21 protein-coding genes and 4 pseudogenes are annotated in these 22,793 nt (G+C 51.7%); 8 read left to right on the top strand and 17 right to left on the bottom strand.

The features are described from left to right. Positions 1-21 precede the first annotated feature (21 nt). The 3 genes from invE to invF are packed head-to-tail and all read right to left on the bottom strand — an operon-like array spanning position 22 to position 3,472. Positions 22-1,140 carry a type III secretion system gatekeeper InvE gene (invE, locus tag J4728_RS13285; RefSeq protein WP_000612171.1) on the bottom strand — a complete coding sequence of 373 codons (1,119 nt, stop codon included), beginning with the start codon at positions 1,138-1,140 and terminating at the stop codon, positions 22-24. Continuing rightward, complete coding sequence (gene invG, locus J4728_RS13280; RefSeq protein ID WP_208211878.1) at positions 1,137-2,825, bottom strand: type III secretion system outer membrane ring protein InvG; 1,689 nt, start codon at positions 2,823-2,825, stop codon at positions 1,137-1,139. Before invG ends, invE begins: the two co-directional genes overlap by 4 nt. Then, on the bottom strand, positions 2,822-3,472 hold the full coding sequence (invF, locus tag J4728_RS13275) for a type III secretion system transcriptional activator InvF (protein ID WP_001728903.1): 651 nt from the start codon (positions 3,470-3,472) through the stop codon (positions 2,822-2,824). Before invF ends, invG begins: the two co-directional genes overlap by 4 nt. A 457-nt stretch (positions 3,473-3,929) precedes the next feature. Between invF and invH the strand changes: the two genes are divergently transcribed. The 4 genes and pseudogenes from invH to J4728_RS13255 all read left to right on the top strand — a co-directional run bounded on the left by invH (position 3,930) and on the right by J4728_RS13255 (position 6,061). Beyond that, complete coding sequence (gene invH, locus J4728_RS13270; protein ID WP_000715099.1) at positions 3,930-4,373, top strand: SPI-1 type III secretion system invasion lipoprotein InvH; 444 nt, start codon at positions 3,930-3,932, stop codon at positions 4,371-4,373. A gap of 409 nt (positions 4,374-4,782) precedes the next feature. Continuing rightward, positions 4,783-4,980: pseudogene (locus J4728_RS13265) on the top strand (transposase); the annotation flags it as partial. A gap of 266 nt (positions 4,981-5,246) precedes the next feature. Continuing rightward, positions 5,247-5,537 (top strand): DUF1778 domain-containing protein, encoded by a 291-nt coding sequence (locus tag J4728_RS13260; RefSeq protein WP_000855694.1) that lies wholly within the window; start codon positions 5,247-5,249, stop codon positions 5,535-5,537. After that, positions 5,534-6,061 carry a GNAT family N-acetyltransferase gene (locus J4728_RS13255; RefSeq protein ID WP_020899148.1) on the top strand — a complete coding sequence of 176 codons (528 nt, stop codon included), beginning with the start codon at positions 5,534-5,536 and terminating at the stop codon, positions 6,059-6,061. The genes J4728_RS13260 and J4728_RS13255 overlap by 4 nt, the downstream gene beginning before the upstream one ends. A 72-nt stretch (positions 6,062-6,133) precedes the next feature. Here the strand turns inward: J4728_RS13255 and J4728_RS13250 are convergent. Beyond that, positions 6,134-6,549 (bottom strand): annotated as a pseudogene (locus J4728_RS13250) (transposase); the annotation flags it as partial. Between the two features lie 226 nt (positions 6,550-6,775). On the opposite strand from J4728_RS13250, the gene pphB reads away from it, so the two are divergent. Continuing rightward, positions 6,776-7,426, top strand: coding sequence for a protein-serine/threonine phosphatase (gene pphB, locus J4728_RS13245; RefSeq protein ID WP_208211876.1), 651 nt, complete (start codon positions 6,776-6,778; stop codon positions 7,424-7,426). A gap of 249 nt (positions 7,427-7,675) precedes the next feature. Here pphB and J4728_RS13240 read toward each other — a convergent pair whose 3' ends face one another. The 4 genes and pseudogenes from J4728_RS13240 to J4728_RS13225 all read right to left on the bottom strand — a co-directional run. Next, complete coding sequence (locus J4728_RS13240; RefSeq protein ID WP_000424947.1) at positions 7,676-8,170, bottom strand: hypothetical protein; 495 nt, start codon at positions 8,168-8,170, stop codon at positions 7,676-7,678. A gap of 26 nt (positions 8,171-8,196) precedes the next feature. Then, on the bottom strand, positions 8,197-8,865 hold the full coding sequence (locus tag J4728_RS13235) for a hypothetical protein (RefSeq protein WP_000445914.1): 669 nt from the start codon (positions 8,863-8,865) through the stop codon (positions 8,197-8,199). 156 nt (positions 8,866-9,021) lie between these two features. Beyond that, positions 9,022-9,252, bottom strand: a pseudogene (locus tag J4728_RS13230) (hypothetical protein); the annotation flags it as partial. Positions 9,253-9,451: 199 nt separating this feature from the next. After that, positions 9,452-9,850: pseudogene (locus J4728_RS13225) on the bottom strand (cytoplasmic protein); the annotation flags it as partial. A gap of 158 nt (positions 9,851-10,008) precedes the next feature. On the opposite strand from J4728_RS13225, the gene mutS reads away from it, so the two are divergent. Further along, positions 10,009-12,576, top strand: coding sequence for a DNA mismatch repair protein MutS (gene mutS / locus J4728_RS13220; protein WP_001005807.1), 2,568 nt, complete (start codon positions 10,009-10,011; stop codon positions 12,574-12,576). A gap of 55 nt (positions 12,577-12,631) precedes the next feature. Here the strand turns inward: mutS and J4728_RS13215 are convergent, their stop codons facing one another. Continuing rightward, the gene (locus J4728_RS13215; RefSeq protein WP_023259981.1) at positions 12,632-13,012 is read right to left on the bottom strand and encodes a DUF4440 domain-containing protein; all 381 of its coding nucleotides are present in this window, start codon (positions 13,010-13,012) and stop codon (positions 12,632-12,634) included. Beyond that, positions 13,009-14,217, bottom strand: coding sequence for an MFS transporter (locus J4728_RS13210; protein WP_208211874.1), 1,209 nt, complete (start codon positions 14,215-14,217; stop codon positions 13,009-13,011). The genes J4728_RS13215 and J4728_RS13210 overlap by 4 nt, the downstream gene beginning before the upstream one ends. A gap of 87 nt (positions 14,218-14,304) precedes the next feature. Here J4728_RS13210 and J4728_RS13205 point away from each other — a divergent pair, with 87 nt between their 5' ends. After that, on the top strand, positions 14,305-15,237 hold the full coding sequence (locus tag J4728_RS13205) for a LysR family transcriptional regulator (protein WP_208211872.1): 933 nt from the start codon (positions 14,305-14,307) through the stop codon (positions 15,235-15,237). A 41-nt stretch (positions 15,238-15,278) separates the two neighbouring features. Here the strand turns inward: J4728_RS13205 and J4728_RS13200 are convergent, their stop codons facing one another. The 6 genes from J4728_RS13200 to ltnD are packed head-to-tail and all read right to left on the bottom strand — an operon-like array spanning position 15,279 to position 21,357. Beyond that, positions 15,279-16,775, bottom strand: a complete 1,497-nt coding sequence (locus J4728_RS13200; RefSeq protein WP_208211870.1) for a GntP family permease — start codon at positions 16,773-16,775, stop codon at positions 15,279-15,281. Further along, the gene (gene denD / locus J4728_RS13195) at positions 16,772-17,722 is read right to left on the bottom strand and encodes a D-erythronate dehydrogenase (RefSeq protein WP_001165731.1); all 951 of its coding nucleotides are present in this window, start codon (positions 17,720-17,722) and stop codon (positions 16,772-16,774) included. The genes J4728_RS13200 and denD overlap by 4 nt, the downstream gene beginning before the upstream one ends. A 39-nt stretch (positions 17,723-17,761) precedes the next feature. Beyond that, positions 17,762-18,538 (bottom strand): HPr family phosphocarrier protein, encoded by a 777-nt coding sequence (locus tag J4728_RS13190; protein WP_001136888.1) that lies wholly within the window; start codon positions 18,536-18,538, stop codon positions 17,762-17,764. A 4-nt stretch (positions 18,539-18,542) separates the two neighbouring features. Further along, a complete protein-coding gene (locus J4728_RS13185) occupies positions 18,543-19,181 on the bottom strand; it encodes an aldolase (RefSeq protein WP_000209068.1) in 639 nt (212 codons plus the stop codon). Beyond that, entirely contained in the window at positions 19,178-20,440 is a 1,263-nt protein-coding gene (otnK, locus tag J4728_RS13180) for a 3-oxo-tetronate kinase (protein ID WP_000912488.1), read from the bottom strand. Before otnK ends, J4728_RS13185 begins: the two co-directional genes overlap by 4 nt. Continuing rightward, entirely contained in the window at positions 20,434-21,357 is a 924-nt protein-coding gene (gene ltnD, locus J4728_RS13175; protein ID WP_000206958.1) for an L-threonate dehydrogenase, read from the bottom strand. The genes otnK and ltnD overlap by 7 nt, the downstream gene beginning before the upstream one ends. 196 nt (positions 21,358-21,553) lie before the next feature. Here ltnD and ygbI point away from each other — a divergent pair, with 196 nt between their 5' ends. After that, positions 21,554-22,318, top strand: a complete 765-nt coding sequence (ygbI, locus tag J4728_RS13170) for a DNA-binding transcriptional repressor YgbI (protein WP_000613184.1) — start codon at positions 21,554-21,556, stop codon at positions 22,316-22,318. An 18-nt stretch (positions 22,319-22,336) separates the two neighbouring features. Here ygbI and J4728_RS13165 read toward each other — a convergent pair whose 3' ends face one another. Further along, the gene (locus J4728_RS13165; protein ID WP_000423338.1) at positions 22,337-22,741 is read right to left on the bottom strand and encodes a MarR family winged helix-turn-helix transcriptional regulator; all 405 of its coding nucleotides are present in this window, start codon (positions 22,739-22,741) and stop codon (positions 22,337-22,339) included. Positions 22,742-22,793 lie beyond the last annotated feature (52 nt).

Here is a 22,793-nt window from a genome sequence, read left to right as displayed (position 1 = left end):
AGGTATCCTGTTAATATTAAATTAAGACAGCTTTTCAATAGTACGACGCTGTTCTGCCATTTCATGCTTGTAGGCAATATCGGTCATACTACGTAACGCCATTAACAATTCTTCCTGCCAATATTCTTCATAAAAGAGTGAAGAGGGTATGGCTTTACATACTTGATAAAATATCTGCAAAAAGGATGCATGTTCTTTATGACTAAGCAATAACGCATTCAAACCTATAATATCGGCTAACAGCGAATCCACTTCATGTGGCTGTTGCAATAGCGAAAGCATCAGTAGTAGCCACGACGACTCCTCCGCATTAAACGCTTTGGTAAACGAATACGACAACAATGTACTCACAAACAGTAGGTCAGCGGAGCGCAACATTTTAAGTTGCGTCAGGCGTCGTAAAAGCTGGCCAAACTCCAGGCGCGAACAGCTGGCGTCATTCGCGTCAATATCGGTTAATAGCGAACCCTCGATAAAATCCAGTACCACCAGTCGACGTTGATAGCCATAACTGGCTATCCAGTCAGAGTAAATCTCCACTTCATGTGATTCACTCTGGATAAATTGCCGATAGCTGGCGCGCAATAAGCCTGGTTTTAACGATAATGTTTTCCCAAAAAGCCGGGCCTTCAACGCACAATTAATCCCTGCCTTGAGGGTCTTCGGATCGGTTTGCTCTTCAACGTGCTTAAGTAACGACTCCAGCTTTTTCCGCACGATCTCTTCCAGATCTTTACGACGAAGCAATTCGCGTAACACAAGGACTAAATCACTGGGGTCAGGAAATAAGCTACGCGCCTGACGTAAAAAATCTTCTAACGCGCCGCCATGTACGCTAATTAGCTTTAATATTTGCTTCGCCTTCGGTAAAGCCTCATCCTCCAGCACGCGTTCAAAACTGTTAGATAAATTACTGGATTTTTTTTCATAATCGCGACGGTTACGAAATTGCGCCAGCGCCGCTGACATTTCGTCCGTCGACTGGACAAATTTTTGTACTTCCGCCCCTGGAGACGAATCCTCCGCGGCCTGTTGTATTTCCGCCTGTTGCGCATCAGTATGCTGGGTCGCATCCTGGTGAGATGTCTGCCGGGACAATATTCTGGAAAATGAAATACCGGAGGTTGAGCCAGGAATCATTTAATTACCTCCTGACCTCTATCCAGATAAACACGAACCCATTTCTGTAACTTATCGTCCCCACTCCAGGCACCGCTTTGTTTCAGAATATTGTTTACCGATTCGCTGGCATCCGGCGTTAACGGGTCGACAATTTCTTTTGGTTCAATCATGAACACACGAACAACATTACTTTTATTCTTACTGGAATAACGGAACAGGCTACCAATAAGCGGTAATTTGCCTAAAAACGGAATACTTTGGACAGTATCGGTATTTGCATCCCGTGTATAACCCCCGACCAGCAAACTTTTTCCGTGCGGCACTCTCGCAATAGTGCTAATTAACGTTCGCCCGACTTCGGGTAACGCATCTACGGAGGTGGTAGTATCAGATTGCGGCGTCTTATCGTTGCCATCTTCAATGTCCAGCGACATTTCTATCTGACCATCTGCGGAAAAACGGGGCAGCACTCGGATCATTGTTCCGTATGTTACATGCTCAAGCGCCACATTACGTTCCCCAATCAGCTTGGTGTAAAACGTTCTGTTGTTATCAAAAATAGCGGGAACATTTTCCTGAGTCAGTAATACCGGGCGCGAAACCACCGTCGCCTGTTTCTTCTCTTCTAACGCATTTACCGCGGCGATGAATCGACTGCCATCGAGGGTACTTATTGAAGACTGGTTTAATGACACGCCAAGTTTGTCCCCAATAATAATGCTGCCGCTCCATGAAGTGCCCAAACGCTCCAGATCGCTTTTATTAAGATCGACAATCCACAGGGATAATTCTACGTGACGTTTGGCGACATCCAGCGCTTTAACCAGCATTTCGATAAAATGCACCTGCTCAGCCGTTCCCTTTACTAACAAACTGTTGGTATCCGGATAGGCCACGATTTTAATATTGCCCGCCGCGGCGTTTTGCTTTAAAGCTTCCTGCAGACTCATGCCACCGGCATAATTTGCTGCTTTACCTTTTTCTCCATTCGCTGAAAACGCTGGCATCGCCGGGGGTTCGCTACTGACAATATTACCTAAGGGTTGTTCCTCTCCCTGCAATAACCTTTCAATGGCCGTGGCAATACCGGGGATAACCATTTTCTGATCGCGCAGATTGTAGGTACGATCGCCCACGAAGGTATTATTCAGACGCATCACCCCTATTTTCTGGCGTCCCAGCTCAATACCATCGTTTTGCTTGTCCATCATGGTGGCGGCGTTGACCACCATATCAACATAGACGGGTGGCCCTGAAACATAGAATGTTCCTTTACGGTTATCGCCACGTAGCGGGTAATTTTTGTTATATAAACCTGAGCGTTTTAGAAAATTGTTGAACTCATTGAGTGAGACGTTGCGTAAAGAAACCACGGCATTGCGCATTTCACTGGCGTCATAAATATAGATAGCCTGCCCATCGAAATACCAAATCAGCCCCAGTTGTAGGGAAAGCTTCTCCAGTAATGCGTTAGGATCGTGAAACTCAAAGTTGCCCGTAATTTTTTTTCGTGCCGCCATTTTGCTAACAATGACAGGCTCCTTTAGCTGTAGCGCCATGGCATCGAAAAATGTCCGCAGGCTATCGTCTTTCGCAACAAACCCACTTCCCGTTACAGGTATTTTTTCACTAGAATAACCAGGTGTAACCAGAACAAGCGCGGCACATGCCAGCACTCTGGCCAAAAGAATATGTGTCTTCATTTGTCTGCCAATTGAATAATATTTGATAATTTCCGCGGCGAAACGCCGATCAGCTCTTTGATCTCACTAGAAAAATGTGAAGGCGATGAGTAACCATGATTAACGGCTAATTGGGTGATGTTCTCGTGGCCTTCTACACTATTCAGCAGCGATTGCGCCATACGCCAGTTTCGTAATTCACTCTTCGCTTTTCCGCCCAACGCTCTGCTGCACAAACGACGAAAATGGGTATAAGAAACGCCATAGTCTTCTCCCAGCATTCTCATCGTGTTGCCGCTGGTTGACTGAGCGAGTAAATAGCCAACCAACCAGTAACTCTCGCTTTTTCGTAACAGCGCCAGTACCTTATTGAAGGCCGGAGAAGGCGTAATAATTTGCTGCAAAAACCAGTACTCGCAGCGTTTACGATCTTGCCAAATAGCGCGAAACTCAGGACTTAGCAAAACCCATTTATCGGATTCAGCATATGTCGTGTCCACTAACCCTGCGCCATCGATAAATGCCAGTAATTTGCTGAGTACTTCAATTTTCAACGGTCGAAAAACCAGGTCTCCTGATACTGGTGCGACAACAGCCTGCTCGCAAAAAAGCAGCGCGCCTTCCTGAATCAGGCAGTTTTCATTGTGTCGGCCTTCAGAAAATGACATATGCAGCTTTTGCGCGGAACACGTCTGTATAAACCATGCTTCCGGGCTGCGGATTTTCCGCTTCTCTCCTTCTTTAAGTACTTCCTGCGTATTTAGCATAGTTGTCAGCACCAGTTAAAAATCATTTTAATATGTAAACAATACCGGGAGCGGGTGGCAAAATCCTGATGCAATCATTATGAAACTGTTGCCACCCGCTAATTAAATTAGCCAACTTGCACAGCGCTCGCTGATTTAAAACAGAAAATCAGCTCATAGTATATAAATTCTGGCTTATTGTTCTGCAGCCGCAAAAATTCAGATATTGTCATCGGGTTGGATGAATTAATTATTTATATCAGGAGTTTTTTTTGCTAGCATTCCTGAAACGCATTCGCCCCCTTATAGCTATTGTCAGATAACGTTCTGACGGTTGTGTAAAAACATTACGCCTCATTCTTCTGTAGTTGGAGTTAATATGAAAAAATTTTATAGCTGTCTTCCTGTCTTTTTACTGATCGGCTGTGCCCAAGTGCCCCTCCCTTCCTCCGTGAGCAAACCGGTACAGCAACCTGGCGCTCAGAAAGAGCAACTGGCCAACGCAAATAGTATTGATGAGTGTCAGTCTCTTCCGTATGTGCCGTCAGACCTTGCGAAGAATAAATCATTATCAAACCAGAACGCTGATAATTCCGCATCAAAAAATAGCGCAATCAGCTCAAGCATTTTTTGCGAAAAATATAAACAAACCAAAGAGCAGGCGCTCACCTTCTTCCAGGAACATCCACAATACATGCGTTCGAAAGAAGATGAAGAGCAACTCATGACCGAATTTAAAAAAGTTTTGCTTGAACCCGGAAGTAAGAATTTAAGCATATATCAGACGTTACTTTCTGCCCATGAAAGACTGCAAGCCTTATAAGGCCATATCACCGCTGGCTGAACTCATCATGATATAATTAAGACCATATTTTGCATTGCCACTTAATATCAATATAATTATTATAGCTATGGTCACTTTTACGGTTGGCCATTTGTCTCTTACGTTGCATTTATCAATCTGCTTTTTGATACAGCAGCACCTCGCTGCTGCTTTTTTTTATTTGCGATAAAGAACTGCCTCCCAAACTCGGGAAAATAGCCGAAACTTATACTGACAATCTATCGTCTCGTATATCGCGGTAAACTGACATCCTCCTCTTGCCCCACATGTTGGCATTCTTACGATACCCCATCCACTTTTCGCGGATAACGTTCTTTTGAACTTACCCAGCAATAGTGGACACGCAACTAAGTGAGTAAACGCTCAAGCAAGAGGTGACTCACATGACAAACCAGCATCAACCACCAAAAAGCTACGCAAGCAGCACACGCCTGAATTTCGTCAGGAAGCCCTGAAACTGGCGGAACGCATTGGGGTGGCCGCTGCCACCCGCGAGCTTAACCTGTATGAATCATAGCTCTACAGCTGGCGAAGCAAACAGCAAACTCAGCTCTCTTCTTCTGAACGTGAGCAGAAGATGTCCGCCGCTTAGGGTTGTGTCCCTATTACGCGGGTAGGATCAATCAAGCAGTTACGGCAAAAAAGAGAATCATGAATATATTTAGCAAACTCCCTGATGATACGTAATCAGTGAGATTAAAGTAATGCAATCGCGATAAACCGAAGTTAATCCCCTGTTTAAAGACAGTGAACGACCTTCTTGCCATGCCTGGACTATATCAGCCTCATATGTACGCCTTGAAAGCGTACATATATGTATTATAATTGTACATATTGTTCATAAACAGGAGGATGAAAACCATGCCTCAGATAGCTATAGAATCTAACGAAAGGCTGTCGTTGCGTGTATCGACGGATGCCAAAAAGTTGATAGTCCGCGCTGCGGCAATCCAGCAAACCAACCTGACGGATTTTGTGGTCAGTAACGTACTACCTGTCGCACAGAAGATTGTTGATGCCGCCGAACGGGTATATCTGACGGAGCGCGATACTCAAATGATCATGGAAATTTTAGATAACCCGCCAGCGCCGAATGAAAAGCTTCTTGCCGCTGCTTTCGCCCTGCCGGACATGAAGAAATGATGTTTACAGAATGGCATGAGGCCGCGATAGGGAAAACCCACAATCGAATGAATTTTGATTGTGGGGATGCCGATCTGAACCAATTCCTACAACGCCATGCACGACAAAATCATGAGAAAGGGACAACGAAAACCTATGTTGCGCTTGATAATTCGGATGTTACACGTATCCACGGCTTTTACTCAGTCAGTCCTGCATCACTGATATATGCACAGGTTCCCGGCGCAATCAGCAAAGGATTAGGGAGATATGATGTGCCAGTGTTTCGTCTGGGTCGTTTAGCCGTAGACAAATCTATGCAGGGGCAAGGGCTGGGAGCACAACTTTTGTTATCTGCCGGAAAGCGTTGCATACAGGCGGCTTTGCAGGTCGGCGGCGTAGCCCTGCTTATTGATGCCAAAAATAAACAGGTCTGCGACTGGTACAAAGGATTTGGCGCAGTACCATTAAACGATCAACCCCTTTCCTTGTTGCTGTCGTTTAAAACGCTTTATGCTGCTTTATCTGCATCTGGTAGGTTATGACAACATGAGGCTTTGTTGAATAATTCAGAATCGGCCAACGATAAGGATACAGGACTCCCATCGGAGCACTCGTTATACGAGCCTGACGCTGGTCGGCATTGCCAACAACGTCATCCGGTTCAGCGCTTTGACCATCGCCATCGCTTCACCCACCTGCGCACCATAGTTCCGCTGGCTCAGATGGCCGCCCAGCAAGGTTTTGATACGGAACATCGCTGTTTCCACTACTGAATGACGGTGATAGCCCACTTTCTTTTCCAGACCTCATTGCTGCCGCTCCGATGTTGATTCGCCACCGCGTGGTTACGCTCATGGTACTTGCCCGGCCAGTATCGCGCACCGCTTCGTGGCGGGATTAGCGGCCTGATTAATAACACATCATGGCAATAGCGCGTGTCATAAGCGCCGTCAGCCGAGGCTTCCCTGATTTTACGGTGAGTCTGGCTAATCAGCCCCGGCAGTGCCTGCGCATCTGTCGAGCCTCTGAGCGGGAAAGTATGCCTTTGCAATTAATCAGGAAAGTGTTGCGCGAGAAATAGTGCATCTTTCAAGCACATCGTCTACTTTAATTAACCGATTCATAAAATATATATTCTCTGTTCATTTCTAGCTTGTAGGCTATTTTAATAACTGTGTATTTTAAAGAATAAAAATTAATATTACCCTACTTCTTTGTTATAATACCAGCCTCCAAAATTGTGCTATAGGAACATCATGGAATTAATCCGTTATGCTGACATCAACAGCGATCTCTATCGCCACATTTGGGTCGTTGGTGATATTCATGGATGTTACTCCTTATTGTTAACCAGACTGGCTCAATTAAATTTCTCTCCTGATACCGATCTCTTGATCTCCACTGGAGATAACATTGATCGAGGAAAAGAAAACCTTGAAACACTGAGACTGTTAAATACCCCATGGTTTATTTCTGTAGTGGGTAATCATGAAGCTATGGCGCTTGACGCTTTTGAAACACAGGATGGCAATTTCTGGTATGTAAACGGTGGTTACTGGTACGACTCGGTCACCGAAAAAGACAGGCAAGAAGCCACTGAGCTATTACTAACTTTTAAGCAGCGTCCTCACATCATAGAAGTTGAAACGTCCTCAAAGAAGTACGTGATTGCCCATGCCGATTATCCAGATGACAGCTACGATTATGGGAAGCAAGTTGATATTGATAGCGTTCTATGGTCACGCGATCGTCTGCTTGGTTCGTTACAGGGGAATATCCATCCAATACGCGGTGCGGATACTTTTATCTTCGGCCATATGATTGTTGACTACACAACAACATTCGCCAATCAAATCTACATTGACACCGGTTCTTTCTGTTCAGGCAATCTGTCTTTTTTTAAATAAAGTAATCTGGAAATAGAATTATATAATATACGCAACGATAGCGTTACTTTATTTTGTATTCTGAGGATATATATTCAAACATAGAATTCTATCATAGCATATTAACCCTCCCTGCATTATGGGCAATGATATAACCTTCAATAAGTACCATTGCCCATTCGTAATAGCGTCTAAATTTCGCGTTTTTCTGCCCATTTCAGCATTAAGATCGCAGGCCAAAAAAACGAAGCCGTAATCCGACGCAGGTAGTTACCCGATCGCCTGAGACGAGTAAAGATCGCACATCTCCAGATACCTATCGGAAGAAAGCGCAATAACCGTGGTGGCGAAATGGATCGGCTTGCCTTCATGCAACACAATCTTAATACCGGCGGCGGCCGGGATGAAGTTAATGCTCTGTGAATGCCAGGTGTTTTCGGCGATATTTGTCCAGGCCGCGAATTTGCCATTACAGAAGCGAATACCTTCACGACTGATGGTGACTGCCGGCTTTGCCGCGCTTAAAAATGAGCGAGCCAGGCGCACAATAAATAACAGACTGCCGCAACAAATAAGCCCCATAAAGACGGCACCGCCAGTTTTGGGCTCCTCGGGATCGGTGGCCATACTCACCGCCAGCGCAATAAAAACTCCCATCATACAAATCCAGAACACAATACCAACCAACGTTTTAGATCTGGAATAATAGATATTGAACTCCACAGGCATGTTTTGCTGGCTGGTTTTTGATACGTACAGTTCCATTGATTCATCCTTGTATAAAAATGTCGTCAGGCGGGTAAACGCTGGGAAAGAAAGTTGAGCAGCAGCGGCTCATTGACGATAGTGGAGCGGTCGATTTTGCAGATCCGGCCCGTAGCGGTGCTAATCATCAGATAGCTCATTGAACTGCCAGCCCCCTCCTCGCGCTGGGTGCGAATACTGGCGATCTGCGCATACGGCACCGCCCGGTTTTTGTGTTCAAGCCGATCCGCCAGCGCGGTCACTTTGCCGAATTTAAGACGTCCATCGGCGGCGAGGCGCGCCCCCAGCGCAGAACCGTGTCGCCGGACAAGTTCAGCAGCCAGTCGGTCGTAAATTCCGTTGCCATCGTTCCAGAAATCAAGGTAGATGACGTACTTCTTGCCGCCACTGTGGCGCAAGATGAGTTTGTCGGATTGGTGGAGCAGACGCATTGATTCAAGCGCATCGTAATGGATAACACGATGCCCGGCCTGCAACGCGGTTTCGGTTAACGTCATCCTGCGCGGCGTAAACAGAAACAGAACTGTGACGCTGAATTTCCAGATGATAAACAACAGGCCCACCAGTAGCGATATACCGGAAAGCCGATAATTCACGGTGGCTGTTGCTATGCTGAGAATAAAAAAACCGATCCCGATAGCAAACCATTTCAGCTCCGAAAGCGAAAGATGCCGGGTGTATTGACGACTTTCCATGATGGTATGGTATCCCTGATTTTACTGTCGGCGTATTACGTCAGGTTGAGTAAGGAAGCTATATCCGTTATGTTTTAGGTTATATACACTTCATCCTTCAGGCTGCCGGAGCAACTATTGTACGCTCCCGGAGATTAATGAGAGACATCCTGCCTCTCACCGAAGACCAACCACGAGCCTATACACCATTCGGTGTAAATGCCTTTCTCTGAAGTGAACGTCCAGGCGGCTACCGAACCCGAGCGTGATAATAAAGCGACTCGTTGTCATGAGCCAGTCCCTTAGCGACATTGTCCATTTTCGGATGTCGGCCTGAATTGCCAGTCACACGACCTTTTTCACTGACTCGTCCGTCGGAAACACCGTACGCTTTTTAATAGCATGTTGATTATCTATGCCGGAAATGCGGGTCTGGTTTTTCTTCAGCAGACGATCGAACGGGCTGAGATCTTCAGGTATTTTGAGATTTTGGCCAGTGCATTAGCCAGAGCCTGCAACTGTTTTTCGTCCATAAAGCAACCAGCTTTTGATGTTGAATCGAACATATCAAAATCAGGCAATTACACAATTTTAATTACAGTCTCATTTTGAGTTCGGAAGCATCCGTTTCCCTCTTAATTTTGTTGAAATTTCTCTTTGTTGCGAGCATGGTCTGAACTAATTGCCTGGCAGCTTGCCTTGTTTCGTCAATATTTGGAAAATCGAACACATTTCCAACTTTTACTTTCAAGACAGAACTTGGCTTCCTACCCTCACTGACATTACGATCTGACGAGGCTACTCTTCGCTGGATTACGTAGGTTTTTTTCGTCAAACTGGCTTTTACCCCGAAACCAGCAGGAGCTTGTCTGTGGTCATCGAAAACAATGTAGAGTTTTTGAGCTGGGTTAGCTTCGAAAACGATTTTTCCAGAGCGACTGAGTGCAGGCTTAACATTGATACTTAACTTGTTGATAATGAAAGGCTGGCTGAGAGTTGTTTTCAAAGTATCACCCCTGTTGTAGTCCAGGAATGATGAGAATGTAACCTGTCACATTTTAGGCTACAGGTGAGCTACAAATTTATGGGTTTATGTGAGTTTATAAGGGTTTTACCCGGGGCCACATGAGCACTTGAAAGAATAAAAAAACGAGTAAAATCAATATGAATGAGTCATTTGATAAGGACTTCTCCAACCACACCCCGATGATGCAGCAGTATCTCAAGCTGAAAGCCCAGCATCCGGAGATCCTGCTCTTTTATCGTATGGGAGACTTTTACGAGCTGTTTTATGACGACGCAAAGCGTGCGTCGCAGTTGCTCGATATTTCGCTGACCAAACGCGGCGCATCGGCTGGCGAACCTATCCCTATGGCGGGTATCCCGCACCACGCCGTAGAAAACTACCTCGCGAAACTGGTCAATCAGGGCGAATCCGTCGCTATTTGCGAACAGATTGGCGATCCGGCCACCAGCAAAGGTCCCGTTGAACGTAAGGTCGTGCGTATCGTTACGCCTGGCACCATCAGCGATGAAGCCCTGTTACAGGAGCGTCAGGATAACCTGCTGGCGGCTATCTGGCAGGATGGTAAAGGCTACGGTTACGCCACGCTGGATATCAGCTCCGGGCGCTTTCGTCTGAGCGAACCCGCCGACCGTGAAACGATGGCCGCAGAGCTGCAGCGCACCAATCCCGCCGAACTGTTGTATGCCGAAGATTTTGCTGAAATGGCGTTAATAGAGGGACGCCGGGGTCTGCGCCGTCGCCCGTTGTGGGAGTTTGAGATTGATACCGCCCGCCAGCAGTTAAATCTGCAATTCGGTACGCGGGATCTGGTCGGTTTCGGCGTCGAAAATGCCTCGCGTGGATTATGTGCGGCAGGCTGCCTGTTACAGTACGTAAAAGATACCCAGCGCACCTCCCTGCCGCATATTCGTTCCATTACGATGGAACGCCAGCAGGACAGCATCATTATGGATGCCGCGACCCGCCGCAATCTGGAAATTACCCAGAACCTGGCCGGCGGTGTCGAAAATACCCTCGCCGCGGTGCTTGACTGTACCGTGACGCCAATGGGTAGCCGAATGCTTAAACGCTGGCTGCATATGCCGGTACGAAATACCGACATATTACGTGAACGCCAGCAGACCATCGGCGCCTTGCAGGACACCGTCAGCGAACTGCAACCGGTGCTGCGTCAGGTCGGCGATCTGGAGCGCATCCTTGCGCGTCTGGCGCTGCGCACCGCGCGTCCGCGCGATCTCGCCCGAATGCGTCACGCCTTCCAGCAGCTGCCGGAATTGCACGCTCAGCTTGAAACCGTTGACAGCGCGCCGGTACAGGCGTTGCGTAAAAAAATGGGCGATTTCGCCGAGCTGCGCGACCTCCTGGAACGCGCCATTATTGACGCGCCGCCGGTACTGGTCCGCGACGGCGGCGTTATTGCGCCCGGCTACCATGAAGAGCTGGACGAATGGCGCGCGCTGGCGGATGGCGCCACCGATTATCTCGATCGTCTGGAAATTCGCGAACGTGAGCGTACCGGGCTGGATACGCTGAAAGTCGGCTATAACGCGGTACATGGTTATTACATTCAGATTAGCCGTGGTCAAAGCCATCTGGCGCCCATCAATTATGTGCGTCGCCAGACGCTGAAAAATGCCGAACGCTACATTATTCCTGAGCTTAAAGAGTACGAAGATAAAGTTCTGACCTCGAAAGGCAAAGCGCTGGCGCTGGAAAAACAGCTATATGACGAATTGTTTGATCTGCTGTTGCCGCATCTGGCCGATTTACAGCAGAGCGCCAACGCGCTGGCGGAGCTGGATGTGCTGGTTAACCTGGCCGAACGCGCCTGGACGCTGAATTACACCTGCCCGACATTTACCGATAAACCCGGTATCCGTATTACCGAAGGTCGCCACCCGGTGGTTGAACAGGTACTGAATGAGCCGTTTATCGCTAACCCGCTCAACCTGTCGCCGCAGCGCCGGATGTTGATCATTACCGGCCCCAATATGGGCGGTAAAAGTACCTATATGCGGCAAACGGCATTGATCGCCCTGCTGGCCTATATCGGCAGTTACGTTCCGGCGCAAAACGTGGAAATCGGCCCCATCGACCGTATTTTTACCCGCGTCGGCGCAGCGGATGACCTGGCCTCCGGGCGTTCGACCTTTATGGTGGAGATGACCGAAACCGCGAACATTCTGCATAATGCCACGGAAAACAGTCTGGTATTGATGGATGAAATCGGGCGCGGTACCTCCACGTATGACGGGCTGTCGTTGGCCTGGGCCTGCGCGGAGAATCTCGCGAATAAGATTAAAGCGTTAACGCTGTTCGCTACCCACTACTTCGAGCTGACCCAATTACCGGAGAAAATGGAAGGCGTGGCGAACGTCCACCTGGATGCGCTGGAACACGGCGATACTATCGCGTTTATGCACAGCGTGCAGGACGGCGCGGCAAGTAAGAGCTATGGCCTGGCGGTCGCGGCGCTTGCGGGCGTCCCTAAAGAAGTCATCAAACGCGCGCGCCAGAAACTCCGCGAGCTGGAAAGCATCTCGCCCAATGCGGCGGCAACGCAGGTGGACGGCACGCAAATGTCGTTGCTTGCCGCCCCGGAGGAGACATCGCCTGCCGTTGAAGCGCTGGAGAATCTCGATCCGGACTCCCTGACGCCACGCCAGGCGCTGGAGTGGATCTATCGGCTGAAAAGTCTGGTGTAAACGTGTCTGGCCCGATAGCGCCGCGTTATCGGGCCCACGCGCCGGAACAAGCTTTTCAAGCTGTGACTGTCGTTTCGTGTAAATGACGCCAGACTATCCGTTCTCTTTCCCTTTTTAAAATGACCGTCGACCAGCGTACCGTCTCGGCCTGGCCCGGCAGTTGCTGTCGCTCGCGATAACGCAGCGCGGCGCCTTCCGGCCACTCCGCCACAAGGTCAATGTGCTCAACCACGATAACCAGACCCGGGCGACACGCGCGCTGCGCCTGGAAAAAAGCGCCCAGCGCCGGATAATCCAGACAAACACCGCCTGGCGTTATCATCGTAAAATCAGCAGCGAAACGCGCTATCAACGCCTCTAGATTACCCATCCCCTTGCTAAGCCAGTTCTCAATCGCCGCATGGGCGTGAGTAATTTCTTCTTTATATGGATTCATGGTCTTTCCTTTTTCAGGCACAGAAGTGCGTTTCTATTGTTCAGACAGACAGCGTAAATAAGGGGCAGCAGGGTGATACCGGCGGCGGCAATAAAGGTCCAGCGATAAGCAACCTCAAGCGACATAACGCGCTGGAGCGCATTTAACAGCAGCGTCAACAGCGTCGCGCCAAGGAAAAAGCTGATCTGACGATTAAGATTCCATAGCGCGCTGGCGTCAGGCATGTCCCGGCGAGCAATAGTCAGGAAAGCGCCACTCTGCGCGGTACTGCTGCACAAACTGCCGCCAGCGCCCATTAAGGCGAATATCATCATCAGTACACGGTGCGATGTCGCAGGCGTAACGTTAGTTAAAAGCAGTATCCCTGCGGCCTGAAGAAGACAGCCGACGATAATCAGCGGACGCGGCCCAAGCCGATTGAAGTAACGTCCGGTAAGCATAATGGCGACAAATGAAGCGATCGACCAGGGGATCATCAGCGACCCCGCCGCCGCAGGCGATAGCTGCGCGACGTTCTGTAGATAAAACATCCCGACCACGCTGATACCAATGAACATACCCGGTACGCACAGATAGACGATCATGGCAAAACGCAGCAGCCTGTCCGTCAACAGCGGCAGATGGAGCAATATTGCTGACGCCATTGTCGTCGACGCGGCGTTCAGCCAACGATAAGCGAGCAATAAAGTGAGAACGGCCACCGGCAGCGTGGCAAAGAATATCCAGCGCCAGCCGCACGTTTCCACCAGCAGCCCGCCAATCGCAGGCGAACATGCCGGCGCCAGTAGCGCCACCATCATGACAACCGATGACACGCCAGCGCGTTCATGCGGTTCAAACTGTTGCCAGGTTAACGCCTGACCAACCGGGATCAATAAGCCACCGCCCGCCCCCTGCACAATACGCCAGAAAACAAGGCTGTGTAAGGAATCGGCAAAACCTGCGGCAGCGGCGGCAACGCTAAACAGAATGAGCGAAAATATGATCAGCCGTCGTGCGCCGAGATAACGCGAAAGAAACGCGCTAAACGGAACGATCAGCGTTAATCCTGCGATATAACCGTTACTCACCCATGCCAGCGCCGATATGGACGTATGCAGATCCACGGACATCGCAGGAAAAGCCACGCTGGCAATAAACAGATTAATCAGATCAAGAAAGAAGCCGAGCAGGTAAACCACTGCCACTTTACTGCGATACGTCATTATGCATCCTCCGTCAGAGGCGCTAATGTAGCCGTCCGGAGAAAGCCAGATAAGTCCGCGCTTCAACGATATACTGTCAAAATAATTTTGACAGTAAAGGAGCTCGCCATGCTCAATTTGCAGCGTATGTCGCTGTTTATCGCCGTGGTAGATAGCGGCAGCTTCACGGCGGCGGCGGCCGCATCGGGCCAAACAAAAGCGGTAGTGAGTTTTAATATTCGGCAGCTTGAAAAAGAGCTTGGCGTAACGTTACTGCTACGTTCCACCCGACGACTGACGCTCACAGACGCCGGCGTCCTCTTTTACCAAAAAGGCGTGAATTTACTCAACGCAGCGAAAAATTTGCAGGATGAAGTGCGTGCCAGCCATAGTGGGCTGGGCGGCGAGTTACGTATTACCACTACGCCCGAGTTTGGCGAACAGGTGATCATTCCGTTACTGGCGCAGTTTAGTCAGCGCCATCCCGATCTCCGTATTCGGCATATGTCCTCATCACATCATGCCGATTTAATTGCCGAGCGCTTTGATGTGGCGATTCGGCTTGGCTCGCTGACGGACTCCCGCTATCGCGCCGCGCTGATATCCCGCTTTACCATTCTGCCGGTCGCCGCGCCGCAGTGGCTCGCCCGCCACCCTGTTTCATCACTGGAGTCGTTGGCCCAGGCGGAATGGATTATTCATGAGCGATTACCTACGCCGCTACGGTGGACAGTAACGAGTAATCATGGCCAACACTCACGCCTGGAGATAAGCAAAGCCGGCAAAATTTCTGTCGACAGCGCGCGCTCGCTGATGGCCTTCGCTCTCGCGGGAAGCGGCGTCGCATTACTGCCGCAATGGTTAGTCAACACCGCACTGGAGGATGGAACGTTAATTCACGTGTTACCCGACTATCATTTTCCCCGTCAGGGCATTTATGCCGTTTACCCGGACGCCCGCCATGTATCGACAAAAGTACGCGCATTTATTGATTTTTTACGTTCGCAATGGGATTGCGGGGAGCACGCCCCATCATCGTAGCCAGTCCGGGAGCATTGCGCTCCCGGACGGATAATACTGTCTTAATCCTTAACTACCAGCTTGTCTTTGATCCCCTGCGCCTGCCAACGCACCCACAGCATAATTGCCGCCAGAACAACAATCGGCAGTAACGGATCGAGCCAACTACCGCCGGAACCGAACAGCAGGTTAATCAGCGCCACGCCGGTGCCGCCAATCGCCCAGGCAATGGTCGTCGGTACAGACCAAACCACCATCTGCTGTTTGACATCAGAGACGCCCATCATGCGGTTAACCACCCAGAACAGGCTATCGTTGAAGTAGCCGAAGAACAGCGACCCCATCGTTGCGGCCTGAGCGGCAAGCAACATATTGATGCCGGGGATCTGCGCCAGGATCGGCGCGGAAATCGAGGCGGCAGTGATCATCGCCACCGTCCCCGATCCCTGAATCAGGCGTACCAGCGTCGCCACGATAAACGGGATCAGGATCGGCGAGATCGGCAGGTTGGCAACCTGCTCCGCCAGCTGTTGCCCCGCGCCGCTATCGCGCAGGATCGCGCCCAACGCGCCGCCAGCGCCCGTGACCAGTAAGATAATCCCGGCGCTTTGCAAGCCCTCTTCCAGACGCTCTGCGGTGGTATGTTTATCCATGCGCGGCACCAGCGTATACACCGCCAGCAGAACGCTGATGGCCAACGCGATCACTGGACTTCCCACAAAGTTGATTGCCTGTACCACCGGATGCGTCGCCAGGCCGGACCATCCTTCTACAGTGGCGAGGGTGGAACAGATAGCCTTCAGGAAGATCAGCACGATCGGCACCACAATAGGCAGCAGAGAGAGCGTCAGGCTCGGCAGATCATTTTGCTCTTTCTCTTTATTGTACTGCTCCAGCGCGGCATTGACTTCATCGGCGTTCAGCGTGCGCGGCACGAAATCAGGGTAGCGTTTATCCAGCCACTGCGCATAGAACACAATGCCGATCACACAGGGCACCGCCAGCGCCATCCCGGTCAATAACATTGCGCCGATGTCGACGTTAAAAATCCCGGCTACCCCCAGCGGACCGGGCGTCGGAGGTACCGTATGGTGAGTGACCACCAGCCCGCCCGCCAGCGCGACGCCCAGCGTCAGTAGCGAACGTTTACCGCTTTTCGCCAGCGCTTTCGCCACCGGATAAAGAATGACAAAAGCGGAATCGACGAAAATGGGGATGCTGACAATATAACCCGTGATTGCCAGCGCCCACTCTTCACGGCGTTTCCCCAGCCATTTGATAAAGCTCCAGGCGATACGCTCCGCCGCGCCGGAAACCTCCAGCAAGCGCCCCATCATTACGCCGAGACCAATCACCAGGCCAATACTGCCCAGCGTCGTACCGAATCCGCTGGTGATGACAGAGAGCGTTTTATCAATGCCCATTCCCCCCAACAGACCGGCGATGCAGGCCGCCGCCAGCATCGCGATCAGCGCATGAACACGGGTGCGTAACACCAGCCATACCAGCACGAAAACGGCAACGATCAGACCGATAATTGGGGTCGGTAAACTTGTCATGACCTCCCCTCCATATCATCTTGTCGAAAGCGTTCGATAATGTCATCGAAGCGTTTATCGGCGACAAAACCTAACGCCAGCGCACGCTGGTTATCGATACGTCCCGGCCAGGAGGCGACAATTTTCTCGACGCCTTCATCGCGCTGATGCGTAACCCGATCGCGCGCCGCCTGGCCGCCCGCCTGACGCAACGTTTCCAGCATCTCGCCCACGGTTACGCTGATCCCCGGTAAGTTGATGCTGCTCGCCTCGCCAGGCGCGGGTAACGTTGCGGCCAGCGACAGGTTATGGATCACCGTCGCCGGGCTGGAAATCCACAGCCGCAAACTTTCCGATACCGGGCAGACGGTCGTCTCGCCCTGCAACGGTTCACGAATAATCGCACTGACAAAAGAAGAGGCGGCGCGGTTTGGTTTACCCGGGCGAACACAGATCGTCGGCAAACGCAGCGCCAGCCCATCCACATAGCCTTTGCGGGTATAGTCGTTGACCAACAGTTCACAGGCGGCTTTCTGCGCGCCATAAGACGAGCGCGGCGTGAGCGCGGTGGTATCGGTGACGCATTCCGGCAGCGTACCGCCATAAACGGCAAGCGAGCTGGAGAAGACAAAACGAATTTTCTGCGGTTGTCGACGACACGCCTCAAGTAACTGGCGGGTAAGATCCAGGTTAACTTTCCATCCCAGATCGAAATCGTCTTCCGCATGACTGCTGACAATCGCAGCGAGATGATAAACAACAGAGGTATTAGCGGTAATCACATTCTCCAGCACGCCCGGCTGGGTTAAGTCAGCTTCCAGGCAGCGTAAACGAGGGGAATCTGATAACCGTGCAGGCATTTTTAAATCAACAAGAAGCAGTTCGTTAAACGCCAGCGATGAGTTTAATAAGGCGCTTGCGAGTTTCTGGCCTAAAAAGCCGCCCCCGCCGGTAATGATAATCTGCATCCGGATGTCCTCTTTATTGTTGTGTAGGGTAGTTCAGGGTTAGCGCCAGGCGTTAAACCAGCCAAGCCCGTCCTGAGTGGTATTCCGTGGTTGGTATTCGCAGCCTATCCAGCCGCGATAACCTACGTCATCGAACAGCCGGAACAGCCACGGGTAGTTGATCTCGCCATCATCCGGTTCATGTCTGTCCGGTAGCGAGGCGATTTGTACATGGGCATAGCGGCCCGCATACTCGCGAATCAGGTGACTCAAATTGCCATCCACTTTTTGCGCGTGGAAAGTGTCGAGCTGGATGAACACATTCGGGCGGTCAACCTCTTCTGCGATGCCCAGCGCCTGATATTGGCTGGAAAAGAGGTAGCCGGGTTTAACGCCGGGACTCAGCGCTTCGATCAAAATACGTTTATCGTGGGCGGCAAACCGGTCGGCGGCATAACGCAAATTATCGATAAACGTGGCGCGATAACGTGCGCCATCAGCGCCATCCGGCACTACGCCCGCCATGATGTGAACCTGCTCGCATTCCAGCGCCAGAGCGTATTCCAGAGCCAGATCGATATCGGCGCGCGCGTCGTGTTCGCGCCCCGGTAGCGCGGCACGTCCCCATTCGCCCGCCGCGGTATCGCCCGCCGAAGTATTAAACAGCGCCAGCGTCAGATTATGACGCGATAGCTGGGCTTTAATCTCGCTGGCGGCAAAGTCATAGGGGAACAGAAACTCAACGGCCTGAAAACCGGCTTCAGCAGCGGCGGCAAAACGCTCGATAAACGGCGCTTCGGTAAACATCATCGACAAATTGGCGGCAAAACGCGGCATCGGGTTATCTCCTTAACTGCGCAATTTCTTCGGTGGTTAAATAACGAATCGGGCGTTCGCCAAGGATAAAAATCAGCTTTGCCGTCTCTTCCAGCTCCTCGGTATTATTAGCGGCTTCCTGCAAATTCTCCCCGCACACGACCGGCCCATGATTAGCCAGTAAAAAGGCCTGATGCCGGGCCGCCAGCGCAGCCAAATCGCGGGCAATTCGGTCATCTCCCGGGCGATAGTAGGGAACCAGCGGAATGTCCCCCATCCGCATCACCACATAGGGGGTAAACGGGCGAATCACATTTTGCGGGTCCAGTCCTTCGAGGCAGGAAAGCGCCGTTGACCAGGTGCTGTGCAGATGCACCACGGCCTTGCAGCAAGGGTTATTGCGATACAACGCCAGATGAAAACGCACCTCTTTAGACGGTTTATCGCCGCTGAGCCATTCGCCCTGCGGGTCCACTTTGGATAGCCGCTGCGGGTCGAGATTACCCAGACACGAACCGGTGGGCGTCGCCAGAATATTGCCGTCCGGCAGTAACAGCGAGAGGTTGCCTGCCGAGCCGGTAGCATAGCCGCGCTGGAAAAACGAGGCGGCTATCCTGACCATCTCTTCTCGCAAAGCGTGCTCTTCTTTTGCCAGTGTCGTCATACCTGAAACTCCCTTTGAGCGCGGATGAAAAAGGATTCATCGCCAAAATTACCTGACTTTAGCGCCAGCGAGACTGGCGCATGGAGCGCGTTGACCCACGGCACGCCGGGTGAAATGCACGGTCCGATGTGAAAACCGGTAATACCGAGGCTTTGCGTCACCACGCCCGAGGTTTCGCCGCCCGCCACAATAAACCGGGTGATACCGCCTTCCGCTAAGCGAGCAGCCAGCAGGGAAAAGAGCGCCTCTACCGCATGGCTGGCTTCGGTAGCGCCATATTGCTGCTGGATGGCGGCCAGCGCCTGCGTGGAGGCGGTGGCGCTAATCATTGGCGCCAGTTCGCTGTCCTGACTGAGCACCCACTGCGCCAGCGCTTCAGCGTAGGCCTCGCGCGTCTCGGATGACAGGCAGCGCGCCACATCAACGTCGCGTGTGGGAGCATGTTGTCGATAGAAAGCCACCTGCTGATTCGTCATTTGCGAACAGGAACCGGAAAGCACCACCGCGCGGCCGCTCAGCGGATAGCCTGCGGAACGGGCCTGAGAAACGCCGTGCTTCGCCCACTGACGCGCCAGCCCCATTGCCAGCCCGGAACCGCCGGTCACCAGCGGAGCATCACGCAAAACCTCGCCCTGGATTTCCAGGTGCCGCTCATTGAGCGCGTCAAGTACTGCGTAGCGATATCCTTCCTGCTGTAAACGCGACAGCGCCGCACGGGTCGCGGCAACGCCTTCATCAAGCGTCTGAGCTGGAATAACGCCGCAGCGCCCTTGCGCCTGCGCTTCCATCAGACGCGGCAGGTAGCTGTCGGTCATCGGATTGATTGGGTGGTGGCGCATACCGGACTCCGCCAGCAAGTGGTTCATGACAAACAGATAGCCCTGATAAACCGTGCGTCCGTTAACCGGCAGCGCGGGAGAAATCACGGTAAATGAGGTATCCAGCGCCACCATCAGCGCATCGGTGACCGGGCCGATATTGCCTTCGGCGGTACTATCGAAAGTCGAGCAATATTTGAAATAGACTTGCTGGCAGCCCTGTTTTTTCAGCCATACCAGCGCCGCCAGCGATTGTTTTATCGCCTCTTGCGCCGGGCATGAGCGGGTTTTCAGGCTGATAACCACCGCGTCGCACCCTTCCGGTTGCGTCCCGGTTGGGACATCATTGATCTGCACTGTCGGCATCCCGTTTTCGACCAGAAAACTGGCGATGTCAGTCGCGCCGGTAAAATCGTCGGCAATGACGCCAATTTTTAACATGACGGCTCCTCAGGCGTGACGCCAGGCAGAGTAATCCCTGAGAAAATTTTGATCACAGCGCTGTCATCCTCTTTGCCATAACCGGCGTTACTGGCGCTGGTGAACATATTTAACGCCGTAGAGGCCAGCGGTAAGGGGAAGCGCAGCGCTTTCGCCGTGTCGGCAACCAGCCCCAAATCTTTGACAAAAATGTCGACGGCCGAACGCGGGGTATAGTCGCCGTCAACGACATGCTGCATACGGTTTTCGAACATCCAGGAGTTGCCGGCGGCATGGGTCACGACGTCATACATCACGTCCAGAGGAATACCAGCCCGCGCGGCCAGCGCCATCGCTTCGGCCGCCGCCGCAATATGCACGCCAGCCAGCAGCTGATGAATGATTTTGACGGTTGAGCCTGCGCCCGGCGTATCGCTGATGCGATAAACGTTGCTGGCAACGGCGTCCAGCACAGGCTTCAGGCGGGTAAACGCCGCCTCGCTCCCGGAGGCCATCACCGTCATTTCGCCCTGCGCCGCTTTTACCGCGCCGCCGGAAACCGGCGCATCCAGCATGTTAAGATTCAATGCCGTCAACGCCGCGGCGATCTCTTGCGCGTCGGCGCTTGAGATCGTAGACGAAACCATCACCGCGCTTCCGGGTTTCATCAGATGGGCGACGCCATCCTCACCGAATAACACCTGTCTGACCTGGGCGGCATTGACGACCAGAATGACTAACGCATCCACGACGCCGGCGAACTCCCTGGCGCTGGCGGCAGCCCCACAAGCCCCTTCAGCGAGCAGATTCGCGCACGCTTGCGGGTTAAGATCGGCCCCCCATGTGGAAAGCCCGGCGCGCAGGCATGAACGCGCAGCGCCCATTCCCATTGAGCCAAGCCCCACAATGCCGACATGAAAATCAGTTCCTGTTGTCATTATCACTCCATGTTAATTTACGTGATATTATGTTTTGTTATGTGAATATAGGCGTTTTTGTAAACAATTGCGGTGAGTTGTTTCACAAAAAATAACAAAATATGTTATTTTTTGTGAAGGCAATCCTCATAGAACTTCACACGCTGTGACGAGAAATCGCGTAAAATCGCGACAGGACTAAAGAAAGGAGCAGACGTTGATACCTACTGAGCGTCGACAAATCATTCTTGATATGGTGGCGGAGAAAGGCATCGTCAGTATCGCTGAACTGACCGAGCGCATGCATGTATCCCACATGACTATCCGCCGTGATTTACAAAAACTGGAGCAGCAAGGCGCGGTAATCCAGGTCTCTGGCGGCGTGCAATCATCGACTCGCGTGGCGCACGAACCCTCGCATCAGATCAAAACCGAACTGGCGACGCCGCAGAAAGCGGCGATTGGCAAACTGGCCGCCAGCCTGGTACAGCCAGAAAGCTGTATCTACCTTGATGCAGGTACTACCACGCTGGCGATTGCCAGGCAGCTGGTTACGATGAATAAACTTACGGTGGTGACGAATGATTTCGTTATCGCCGATTACCTGATGGACAATAGCAATTGCACAATTATTCACACTGGCGGGGCGGTATGCCGGGAAAACCGGTCGTGCGTCGGTGAAGCCGCGGCGACGCTTTTGCGCGGGCTGATGATTGACCAGGCCTTTATTTCCGCCTCTTCCTGGAGCGTGCGCGGTATTTCAACGCCGGCAGAAGATAAAGTCACGGTGAAACGGGCCGTCGCCAGCGCCAGCCGCCAAAAAATTCTGGTGTGCGACGCGACCAAATACGGCCAGGTCGCGACGTGGCTGGCGTTACCGCTGGCGGAATTCAACCAAATCGTCACCGATGACGGCCTGCCGGAAAGCGCAATTCGGGCGCTGGCTAAAGTGGATATCTCACTGCTGATGGCCAAAAAATAGCAAAGCGGCGCAAGCCGCTTACGTCATCATCTTGCGTACCAGTTGCGTAAACTGTTCGCGTTCTTCAGCGCTCAGTCGCCCCAAAAATTCATCGTCAACGCGATCCCCCAGTGGTATCGCGGCGGCGAGCAACGTTTGGCCCTGAACGGTGAGATAGACAAAACGCCGACGTTTATCCAGCGGATCGTTTTCTCGCTTTACCAGCCCACGATTTTCCATCCGGCTTAACATCTCCGCCAGCGTCGCTTTAGTGCTGACCGCCGCTTCGGTCAGATCGACCTGTTCAATACCCGGATGTTCAGCAATAACGCGCATCACCGCATATTGAGGTTTGGTGAGCTCCGGTAGTTCATGCTGCCAGCGTGCGGTATGTTGCTGAAAAAGTTGGCGTAACAGATGAAACGCGGTGTTTCGTAACTCCATGAGCGCTCCGGATAAATTAACTTTTTCTATCATAACGACTTATGCACGGTTT

It is taken from the genome of Salmonella sp. 32070601201500089SM, from assembly GCF_017573605.1.
Classification (GTDB): Bacteria; Pseudomonadota; Gammaproteobacteria; order Enterobacterales; family Enterobacteriaceae; genus Salmonella; species Salmonella enterica.
Note: the sequence above shows the minus strand (reverse complement) of the source record. Positions and strands in the feature narration are given on the sequence as shown.

Coding starts and splice junctions, on each gene's coding strand:
- invE (WP_000612171.1), bottom strand. CDS start 1,140: ATGATTCCTGGCTCAACCTCCGGTATTTCATTTTCCAGAATATTGTCC.
- invG (WP_208211878.1), bottom strand. CDS start 2,825: ATGAAGACACATATTCTTTTGGCCAGAGTGCTGGCATGTGCCGCGCTT.
- invF (WP_001728903.1), bottom strand. CDS start 3,472: ATGTCATTTTCTGAAGGCCGACACAATGAAAACTGCCTGATTCAGGAA.
- invH (WP_000715099.1), top strand. CDS start 3,930: ATGAAAAAATTTTATAGCTGTCTTCCTGTCTTTTTACTGATCGGCTGT.
- J4728_RS13260 (WP_000855694.1), top strand. CDS start 5,247: ATGAAAACCATGCCTCAGATAGCTATAGAATCTAACGAAAGGCTGTCG.
- J4728_RS13255 (WP_020899148.1), top strand. CDS start 5,534: ATGATGTTTACAGAATGGCATGAGGCCGCGATAGGGAAAACCCACAAT.
- pphB (WP_208211876.1), top strand. CDS start 6,776: ATGGAATTAATCCGTTATGCTGACATCAACAGCGATCTCTATCGCCAC.
- J4728_RS13240 (WP_000424947.1), bottom strand. CDS start 8,170: ATGGAACTGTACGTATCAAAAACCAGCCAGCAAAACATGCCTGTGGAG.
- J4728_RS13235 (WP_000445914.1), bottom strand. CDS start 8,865: ATGGAAAGTCGTCAATACACCCGGCATCTTTCGCTTTCGGAGCTGAAA.
- mutS (WP_001005807.1), top strand. CDS start 10,009: ATGAATGAGTCATTTGATAAGGACTTCTCCAACCACACCCCGATGATG.
- J4728_RS13215 (WP_023259981.1), bottom strand. CDS start 13,012: ATGAATCCATATAAAGAAGAAATTACTCACGCCCATGCGGCGATTGAG.
- J4728_RS13210 (WP_208211874.1), bottom strand. CDS start 14,217: ATGACGTATCGCAGTAAAGTGGCAGTGGTTTACCTGCTCGGCTTCTTT.
- J4728_RS13200 (WP_208211870.1), bottom strand. CDS start 16,775: ATGACAAGTTTACCGACCCCAATTATCGGTCTGATCGTTGCCGTTTTC.
- denD (WP_001165731.1), bottom strand. CDS start 17,722: ATGCAGATTATCATTACCGGCGGGGGCGGCTTTTTAGGCCAGAAACTC.
- J4728_RS13190 (WP_001136888.1), bottom strand. CDS start 18,538: ATGCCGCGTTTTGCCGCCAATTTGTCGATGATGTTTACCGAAGCGCCG.
- J4728_RS13185 (WP_000209068.1), bottom strand. CDS start 19,181: ATGACGACACTGGCAAAAGAAGAGCACGCTTTGCGAGAAGAGATGGTC.
- otnK (WP_000912488.1), bottom strand. CDS start 20,440: ATGTTAAAAATTGGCGTCATTGCCGACGATTTTACCGGCGCGACTGAC.
- ltnD (WP_000206958.1), bottom strand. CDS start 21,357: ATGACAACAGGAACTGATTTTCATGTCGGCATTGTGGGGCTTGGCTCA.
- J4728_RS13165 (WP_000423338.1), bottom strand. CDS start 22,741: ATGGAGTTACGAAACACCGCGTTTCATCTGTTACGCCAACTTTTTCAG.